At 74.9% G+C, this 8,356-nt stretch carries 5 protein-coding genes; 1 reads left to right on the top strand and 4 read right to left on the bottom strand.

What is annotated here, in order from left to right:
• Positions 1–198: 198 nt before the first annotated feature.
• Together ABTZ54_RS35150 and ABTZ54_RS35145 are read right to left on the bottom strand one after the other, a co-directional pair.
• Complete coding sequence (locus tag ABTZ54_RS35150) at positions 199–1,560, bottom strand: phosphomannomutase/phosphoglucomutase (protein ID WP_351671871.1); 1,362 nt, start codon at positions 1,558–1,560, stop codon at positions 199–201.
• Between the two features lie 89 nt (positions 1,561–1,649).
• A complete protein-coding gene (locus tag ABTZ54_RS35145) occupies positions 1,650–2,081 on the bottom strand; it encodes a DUF3499 domain-containing protein (RefSeq protein ID WP_351671873.1) in 432 nt (143 codons plus the stop codon).
• A gap of 356 nt (positions 2,082–2,437) precedes the next feature.
• Between ABTZ54_RS35145 and ABTZ54_RS35140 the strand changes: the two genes are divergently transcribed.
• Positions 2,438–2,815: a metallopeptidase family protein gene (locus tag ABTZ54_RS35140; protein WP_502997372.1), complete on the top strand. Its 378-nt coding sequence runs from the start codon at positions 2,438–2,440 to the stop codon at positions 2,813–2,815.
• Between the two features lie 79 nt (positions 2,816–2,894).
• On the opposite strand, the gene ABTZ54_RS35135 is transcribed toward ABTZ54_RS35140, so the two are convergent.
• Positions 2,895–4,415, bottom strand: a complete 1,521-nt coding sequence (locus ABTZ54_RS35135) for a DUF5719 family protein (RefSeq protein WP_351671865.1) — start codon at positions 4,413–4,415, stop codon at positions 2,895–2,897.
• Positions 4,412–8,134 carry a glycosyltransferase family 2 protein gene (locus tag ABTZ54_RS35130; protein WP_351671862.1) on the bottom strand — a complete coding sequence of 1,241 codons (3,723 nt, stop codon included), beginning with the start codon at positions 8,132–8,134 and terminating at the stop codon, positions 4,412–4,414. The genes ABTZ54_RS35135 and ABTZ54_RS35130 overlap by 4 nt, the downstream gene beginning before the upstream one ends.
• Between the last annotated feature and the right edge of the window lie 222 nt (positions 8,135–8,356).

The raw sequence follows: 8,356 nt of genomic DNA, 5'->3' as shown, positions 1-8,356 counted from the left end.
CCCACCCCGCCCCTCTTCCGATCCACCCCGGGGGCTGGAAGCCCGGGAGGGCGAAAGCCCGGGGGCTGGAAGCCCGGGAGGGCGAAAGCCCGGGGCGGGAAGCCCGGGGCGGGAAGCCCGGGGCGGGAAGCCCGGGGCGGGAAGCCCGGGTCCCGGCGAGGGGGGGCGGGGCCGTCGCCCCGCCCCCCCCGCTCCGCGTTACGCGCGGACCAGCTTCAGGACCTCGTCGCGGAGGTGCTGCATCGTTGTGGTGTCTCGGGCTTCGATGTTGAGGCGGAGGAGGGGTTCGGTGTTGGAGGCTCGGAGGTTGAACCACCAGTTGGTGGAGGTGACCGTCAGGCCATCCAGGTCGTCGAGGGTGACGCCGTCCTGGTTCTCGTACGCGGCCTTCACCGCGGCCAGGCGGCCGGCCTGGTCGGCGACGGTGGAGTTGATCTCGCCGGAGGCGGCGTAGCGGTCGTACGCGGCGACCAGCGAGGACAGCGGGCCGTCCTGGCCGCCGAGGGCCGCGAGGACGTGGAGGGCGGCCAGCATGCCCGTGTCCGCGTTCCAGAAGTCCTTGAAGTAGTAGTGCGCGGAGTGCTCGCCGCCGAAGACGGCGCCGGTCTTCGCCATCTCCTCCTTGATGAAGGAGTGGCCCACACGGGTGCGGACGGGCGTGCCGCCGTGCTCGCGGACGACCTCCGGGACGGACCACGAGGTGATCAGGTTGTGGATGACCGTGCCGCCGGGGTTCTTCGCCAGCTCGCGCGCGGCGACGAGGGCGGTGATCGCCGACGGGGCGACCGGGTCGCCGTTCTCGTCGACGACGAAGCAGCGGTCGGCGTCGCCGTCGAAGGCGAGGCCGAGGTCGGCGCCCTCGGCGCGGACCCGCGCCTGGAGGTCGACGATGTTCTTCGGGTCGAGCGGGTTGGCCTCGTGGTTCGGAAAGGTGCCGTCGAGCTCGAAGTACATCGGGACGACGTCCAGCGGCAGGCCGTCGAAGACGGTGGGGACGGTGTGGCCGCCCATGCCGTTGCCCGCGTCCACCACGACCTTGAGGGGGCGGATGGCGGAGAGGTCTACGAGGGAGAGGAGGTGGGACGCGTAGTCCGTCAGGGTCTCGCGGTGCGTCACCGTGCCCTCGGTGGCCGCCGGCTTCGGGGCGCCCTCGTCCGACCAGCGCTCCACCAGCTCGCGGATCTCGCCGAGGCCGGTGTCCTGGCCGACCGGGGCGGCGCCCGCGCGGCACATCTTGATGCCGTTGTACTGGGCCGGGTTGTGCGAGGCGGTGAACATCGCGCCCGGCAGGTGCAGCGCCCCGGACGCGTAGTACAGCTGGTCCGTGGAGCAGAGGCCGATCAGGGTCACGTCCGCGCCGAGGCGGGCCGCGCCGCGCGCGAACGCGGCGGAGAGGCCCGGCGAGGAGGGGCGCATGTCGTGGCCGATGACGATCGCGTCCGCGTCCGTCACCGTCACGAAAGCCGCTCCGAAGAGCTCGGCGAGCGCCTCGTCCCACTGATCCGGCACCACCCCGCGGACGTCGTACGCCTTCACGATCTGCGACAGGTCAGCAGCCACGGATCAACCCTCCTGAAGTCTCGGCAACCACGTACGCGCGAATGCGGCGCGCGCACGGAACGCCCAAACTACCCGGGAAGGGGCCTTGATCAGTTTTCGGGGGAGCGCAGGACCCTGAGGTGACCCCGACGGCCGACCTCCATCGGGTCGCCGCCGCGTCCGCCGCCCTTGCCGCCGGCCTCGGCCGCGCGCTCCTGGGGGCGGGCCGCCTCCCGTACCGCGTTGGCGAGGGCTTCGAGGTCGTCGCCGCTGGGGCGGGCGGGGGCGGAACCGTCGGTGAGCCGCACGACCTCCCAGCCGCGCGGGGCGGTCAGGCGCTCGCTGTGCTCGGCGCACAGGTCGTAGCAGTGGGGCTCGGCGTAGGTGGCGAGCGGGCCGAGGACCGCAGTCGAGTCGGCATAGACGTACGTCAGTGTCGCGACGGCAGGGCGGCCGCACGCGGTGCGCGAACAGCGACGTACAGGGCTCACAGCGTTGGACGGTACCGCACTCTTGAGCGGGCCGCGACGACTCTCCCCCAGGTCACTCCACCGTGTCGTGGTGTGACGTCCGCCACGGGACCGGTCCGGTCGCCCGTTCCGACCTGCGGGAGGGGCGCGGTACGGGCGTGGCGGCGGCTCGCGATCCGGACATCGGGGGGTGCCTATTCGGTCAGGTGCGGCCGGATGGCCGATCGCGGGAGCCCCGGAAAACGCGCCCTCGTAGGGCCGGAACGTTCAACCGCCGACAGCCTCGGCGGTCCGGGCCGTGCCCCGGACCGCTCAAGGAAAGGCCCCGGAACACCGGAGAGAGTTACGCTGCGTCAGTGACCGAACCCACCAGCAGCAAGGACAGTTCCGTGCCCCGTGTGCGGCGCCGTGACCGGCACGGCCGGGGCATGCGGGGGCCGGTCGCCCCGCCCCAGGTGCCGCTGTCGGCGAGCCGGGCGGACACCTTCCGCGATCTGGTGCTGGACTCGGTGGAGCGGCTTGAGCGGCGCTGGCCGCAGCTGGCGGACGTGGAGTTCCTGGTGATGGAGGTGCCGCCGCCGGTCACGGGCGAGTCCATCGTGCCGCTCGGCGGGTCGACCCCGGCCGAGAAGAGCGAGCCTGCCCGGGTCGTGGTCTACCGGCGCCCGGTCGAGATCCGTTCCAAGAGCCGTGACGAGCGGGCGCTGCTGGTCCACGAGGTGGTCGTGGAGCAGGTGGCCGATCTGCTCGGCCTCTCGCCCGAGTCCGTCGACCCCCGGTACGGGCAGGACGACGAGCAGGACTGAGGGCCGGGGTTCCGGTCAGTCCCCCGTAGGGGGTGGGTTTCCACCCTTACGGGGAGCCCGACGGGGCCCTGACAGGGGCTCAGTCGTCCAGCACCGACAAGTTCTGCCGGGCCGCCGGGACCTCCACGGTGCCGCGGTCGTCGTTGAAGTTCTGGATCGTGAACATCGGGATGCCGTCGCTGGGCAGCTCCAGCATCCGTGAGGCGTGCACCGGGCCGCCCGAGACGTGCTCGACGGTGAGCGCGTAGGCGCCCTTGAGGCCCTCGGGGACGGGCGGGGCCAGGGTGGTGGTCGTGCCCGCCTTGAGCTTGAGGGTCTTGGTGACCGGGGTGCCGCCCTGCGAGCCCGCGGAGGCGGTGATCCGGACCTCGGCGGCGGCGCCGGGGGCGGTCAGCGAGAGCGTGGAGCCCTTGGCGCGGTTGTCGGCGACGGTCGCCCGGCCCTCGACCGGGCCGGCCGCCGGGATGAAGGCGACCTCCCGCTTCTCGCCCTTGCCCCGGACGACCTGGAGCGCGGCCACGATCGGGGTGCTCTTCTTCGGGTTGCTCGGGGTCAGCAGCAGCGAGCCGGGCTCGCCGCGCATGAGGTCCTTCATGTCGACGGCGGCGGTCATCCCCGACTTCACGTGCAGGGAGGACGCGCTGGCCGGGACGATGGTGCCGGTCGGGGTGACCAGCTGGACCTTCAGGTCGGCGTCGTCGTCGCCCGGCGCGTACGCCACGAGCCGTACGGAGGTCGCGTCGGCCGGGATGCCGGGCAGGACGGCGGTGCCGGACGGGTCGGCGGAGGCGGGCAGCCAGTCGCTGCCCAGCGTGTCGTCGGCCGCGCCGATGACGGCGCCGACGCGTCCGCTGCGGGTGGTCACATGGACCGTGACGTCCTGCTGGGCCGGGTCGCCGGTGAGGGTCGGGAGCAGCACCGGGACGCTGGAGTGGGCCGGGACCGGGATGCCCTCGGTGATCTGGGACTTGAGGGCGCCCTCCGGGCCGTACAGCTCGATGTCGGCGACGGCGGCGCTGTCGTCCGGGTTGGTGAGGTGCACGTAGTCCTGGCGCTGCTTCGCGGTGGAGGCGGCGGGGAACCAGAAGTCGGTGTCCGGGGCGGTGCAGCCGGTGCCGAGCAGGCCGCGGGCCCCGCCGGCGGGGTTGACCGTGGTCTGCTGGACGGTCCAGCCGGGGGCGAGGGCGCCGTTCGCCGTGCCGGCCAGGGCGGGGGCGGTGGCGCCGTCGGACTCGGCGGTGACGGGGGTGCCGGTCTTGGTGACGGTCGCGGGGGCCTTGGCCGTCTTGGGCTTCTTGGCCGTCTCGCCGGGCGTGCCGGCCGCGGCGGCCGGCTTCAGCTCGGCCCCCGCCGCCTTGGCGCCCGTCTCGCTGTTCCGGTCCTTGCCGGTGCCGAGCGGGGTGTACGAGGTGTAGGTGGTCTCGGCCACCTCGGACAGGCTGGGCGCCGGGCAGAGCAGGCTGGAGCGCTCCACGGGCAGCCGGGTGGGCGCCTGGGCGGCCGGGGCGGCGGCGCCGTCGGGGGCGGTCAGGGAGACGGCGCCGGTGACGGCGGCGAGGGCGGTGGCGACCGCGATCAGGGAGAGGGTGGTGCGCTTCACTGGTTGCTGCTCCCGTCGGGACGCTGCTGCTGCTCGGGGTCCTGGCCCTGCCGGTTCTGGTCGTACCCGTAGCCGTAGGGGTCGTAGGCCTGCTCCCCGTACTGGTCGGTGTACGGGTCCCCGTAGGTCTGCTGCGGGTACTGCTGGGGGTCGTACTGCTGCGGGTACTGCTGCGCGTACGGGTCGTAGCCCTGCTCGGCGTACTGCTCGCCGTACTGCTGCTGCGGGTACGCGTACTGCTCCTGGCCCTGCGCCTGGTAGTAGCCCTGGCCCTGGTCGTCGGCGTACTGGACCTGGGGCTGTTCGTACGCCCCCTGCGCCCCCTGCTCGTAAGCCCCCGGTTCGTACGCCTGCTGCTCGTACGTCTCCTGCTCGTACGTCTGCTGCGCGGGCACCGGGGCGGGGGCCGCCTCGGGGGCGGGCTCCGGGAGGGGCGCCTCCGCTTCGGCCTCGGCCTCGGCCTCCGCCGCCGCGCGCAGGCGGCGGGCGCGGCGGCCGTCGCCCTCGGCCGCCGGGGCGGGGATGGCGAGCTCCTCCTCGGGCAGGTCGTCGTCGATGTCGCGGCGCCGGCCGGGCAGGGCGAGCACGAGCAGGACGACGGCGAGGCCGACCTGGGTCCAGACCCAGACGGTGTGGGTGAGCGGCGCCTCGAAGGTGAGGTCCAGGCGGCCCGCCTCGGCGGGGAGCTCGAAGCCCTGGGCCCAGCCGTCGACGGTGGTCGGGGTGAGCTCCTTGCCGTCGAGGGTGGCGGTCCAGCCGGCGTCGGCGCGGTCGGCGACGCGCAGCACGCGGCCGGCGGGTCCGGCCGGGAGGTCGGTGTGGGCCTCAACGGGTCCGGCGGCAACGGAGACGGTCTTGGCGGCCTCGGCGGCCTGCCCGGGGGCGGTGGCCCCCTTCGCGGCGCCGGGGACGATGGTGATCCGGGCGACCTCGCGGTCGATCCGCCACAGCGCGCTGCCGTCGAGCTGGCTGAGCCGGGACAGGCCCGGGGTGGCGTCGAGGACGCGGCTCATGGAGCGCGGTGCCCCGTCCCGTACGAGGACGTAGCGGATCGCGAAGCCGCTGAGCTCCTCGGTCTGGTCGGCGCCGGAGCCGGCCACGAGGTGGGCGACGACCTCGTCGAGGCGCGGGTCGCCGCCGCCGCTCGCGGCGAGTTCGGCGTCGCCGAGGCGGGCGCCGGAGCCGCGGACCAGGGTGTAGTCGACGCGGCCGGGCGAACTGCCGCCGAGGACGAGGGTGCGGGCCTGGTCGCGGGTGCCGCTCTCCTCGGCGACGAAGGCCGGCACCTGGACCGGGTCGCGGCGGGTGAGCGGGCCGTCGGCGCCGCCGATCATCCAGCCGGCCGCGGCGACGACCGGGCCGAGGGCGCAGGCGAGCGCGATGAGCGCGGCGACGGGCTGGCGCCAGCCGAAGCCGTGGGCGGCGACGCGGGTGCGGCCGCCCTCGGCGCCGATGAGGCCGGCGGCGAGCAGGGCCGCGCCGTAGACGAGGGTCGCGGGGCCGGCCCAGCCGGTGCCGTCGGTGCCGTTGGTGAGGGCGGCGAAGAGGAGGCCGGCGAGGGCGGCGGCCCAGGCGGCGCGGACGGCGAAGGCGCGCTCCTCGCGGAGCAGGGCGCCGAGGGCGGCGAGCACGAAGCCGATGAGGACGAGACCGCCGGTGGTGCCGGGGCCGCCGGGGCTGGTGCCGAGCAGGTCGAGGGCGGAGGCCGCGCTGGTGGGGACGGCGAGGCCGGCCTCGCGCAGCAGCGCGGAGGGGCTGGTCAGCAGGGAGAGCGACCAGGGGGCCAGGACGAGGACCGGGGTGCCGACGGCGGCGAGGAAGCGCAGGGCGTACGCGGTGATGTCGTCGCGGCGCAGCACGAGCACGCCGATGCCGAGGAGGACGGCGAGCGGCCAGACCACCGGCGTGAACGCCATGGCGAAGGTGAGGAGGAAGGTGTACGCCCAGGTGGCGCGCCAGCTGCCGCGCTCGGTGCGGCCGAGGCCGTGGGCGGCGACGGCCGCGCGGGCGATCAGCGGGAGCAGGACCGCGAGGACGGCGGTGCCGAGCCGGCCGGTGGCGAGGGCGCCGGTGGCGGCCGGCAGGAAGGCGTAGGCGACGGCGCCCCAGGCGCGCAGCAGCCGGGACTCGACGATGCCGCGGCTGGCGAAGTAGGCGGTGAAGCCGGCCAGCGGGACCGAGCAGACGAGCAGCAGGGTCAGCGCGAAGGAGGTCGAGCCGAACAGGAGGGTGGCGAGCGCGGCCAGGACGGCGAGGTAGGGCGGGGCGGTCTGGGTGCCGCCGCTGCCGATGGTGTGCCAGCCGTCGGCGTAGCGCGACCAGAGTCCGGAGACGGTGTCGGGGGCGGGCAGCAGGGCGCCGCCGGCGAGGGAGCCGCCGCCGAAGAGGCCGCGGCAGGCGACGAGGGAGACGAGGAGCAGGACGGCGAAGAGGACGGGGCCGGGCTTGCCGGCAACCTTCTTCAGGCGGGCGAACTGCTCGACCTCCATGAAGTCGGCGTCGTCGCCGCCGGGTCCCGACTCGACGGCGCCGTGGCGCGAGCCCGCGTCGGCGTCGGAGTCGCCGAAGTGGGAGGCGAGCTGTTCGGCGGCGGCGCGGACGGTGGCGCCGGGCGGCGGGAACAGCGGGCGCAGTTCGCTCGCGGGGACGGCCGGGTTCTTGCGCCGCTTGCGGGCGGCGAGGATCTTCTCGGGGCGCAGCAGGGTGGCGAGCAGGCCCATGATCTCGTCGACGGCCTGGCCGGGCGCCTTGCCGACGAGGTAGCCGAGGGTGCGCAGCACGGTGCCGACGACCAGGCGTACGAGGACGTACGGGAGGGCGGCGCCGCGGGTGTTGGCCAGCAGGGTGTAGACGGCGCCCGCCTTGTCGACGCGGTGCGGGTCGGCGGCGGTGCGGCCGGCGCAGTCGACGGTGCGGCGTTCGCGGGCGGAGGCCTCGGCGTGCCGCAGGACGGCGTCGGGGGCGACGAGCACGCGGTGGCCTGCGGCGTGGGCGCGCCAGCAGAGGTCGACGTCGTCGCGCATGAGGGGCAGCCGCCGGTCGAAGCCGCCGAGCTGCTCGAAGACGTCGCGGCGGACGAGCATGCCGGCGCTGGAGACGGAGAGGACGGAGCGGACCTGGTCGTGCTGGCCCTGGTCCTGCTCGCGGCGGTCGAGCCCGGTCCAGCGGCGGCCGCTGCGGGCGATGGAGACGCCGGCTTCGAGGAGCTGCTTCCTGTCGTACCAGCCGCGCAGCTTGGGGCCGATGACGGCGGCGTCCGCGTCGGAGTCGGCGACGCGCAGGAGTTCGGCGAGGGCGCCGGGCTCGGGCGCGCAGTCGTCGTGGAGCAGCCAGAGCCACTGGACGGGCTCGCCGTGCGGGAGTTCGGGCAGCTCGTAGGCCTCGTCCTGCCAGCTCCTGGTGACCGGGTCCCAGCCGCTGGGGCGCTTCAGGTACGCCAGTTCCTCGGGGCCGAGCACGGGCGCGGTGCGGGTGGCCTCCTCGACGGCGGCGCCGAATCCGGTGCGGCGGGCGAGGTGGAGGACGCGGTCGGCGCCGATGGCGTCGGCGAGGAGCTGCGCGGAGTCGTCGGCGCTGCCGGTGTCGGCGGCGACGACGTTCTGTACGGGGCGCTCCTGGGCGAGCAGCCCGGCGAGGGCCTCCGGCAGCCAGCGGGCGCCGTCGTGGGCGACGAGCACGGCGGTGACGACGTGTCGCGGAAACTCAGGAGTTGAGGACATCGAGCTACGGGCCCTCCGGCCGGGGGGTCGCCCGCGAGGGGCCTGGGTGCGTCTCGGACGGAGGCCCACACTAACGGCAGATAAGGAGGGGCGGCGCGCAGCGCCTCGATGAGGGGCGGTGGTCGGGCGGCGGGAAGGGCGACGGTCCGCCGCCTGTGGACAGAGCACAGGGTGCGGACCGTTCGTTGTGTACGTCTTTGTCTGTGGCCCGCGGACTTCTGC

This window comes from Streptomyces sp. NPDC094032 (assembly GCF_040303965.1).
In the GTDB taxonomy this organism is placed as follows: Bacteria; Actinomycetota; Actinomycetes; order Streptomycetales; family Streptomycetaceae; genus Streptomyces.
This window is presented reverse-complemented; position numbering and strand designations above follow the sequence as displayed.